The organism is Gluconobacter sp. P1D12_c, assembly GCF_018812105.1.
In the GTDB taxonomy this organism is placed as follows: domain Bacteria; phylum Pseudomonadota; class Alphaproteobacteria; order Acetobacterales; family Acetobacteraceae; genus Gluconobacter; species Gluconobacter oxydans_A.
Map to the genome: position 1 here is coordinate 1 of NZ_JACSIQ010000776.1, position 377 is coordinate 377.

The 377-nt window shown below is 44.3% G+C and carries 1 protein-coding gene; it reads right to left on the reverse strand.

The window, feature by feature from the left end:
* A partial coding sequence (locus KP705_RS19150) for a protein rep (RefSeq protein WP_215765454.1) occupies window positions 1-377 on the reverse strand: 377 nt, incomplete at both ends.

Sequence of the window (377 nt, forward strand, 5' to 3'; positions counted from 1 at the left end):
ATTTAGAGACCCCTTGAACTCCTTAAACGATCCGGACCTCTGTATCAGTCGCGTATTGAGTGTCTCATTAGAGAACCACTCATGATGGCCATCCTCCATCGTCTCAATCTCGTTCGGCTTAGTCACATATTTTGTGACCTCATCAACAGACTCAAGAGTTCCCGCATCCTTAACAATGCACGACATCCTCTCAAGAACATCAGAAAGAAAATCCTGCCAGCCGTTCCCCTTCAAATACGGCAGATCAAAGAGGATATTCATATGCATGTTAAGGGTTTCATGATCCTCATTATGAGTGAACTCAGTCCCCCTGAAATACAGATTTGAACCATATTTTTGATTGAGCCAACGGAAGCAATCAGAGAGCTTGCGTGTCC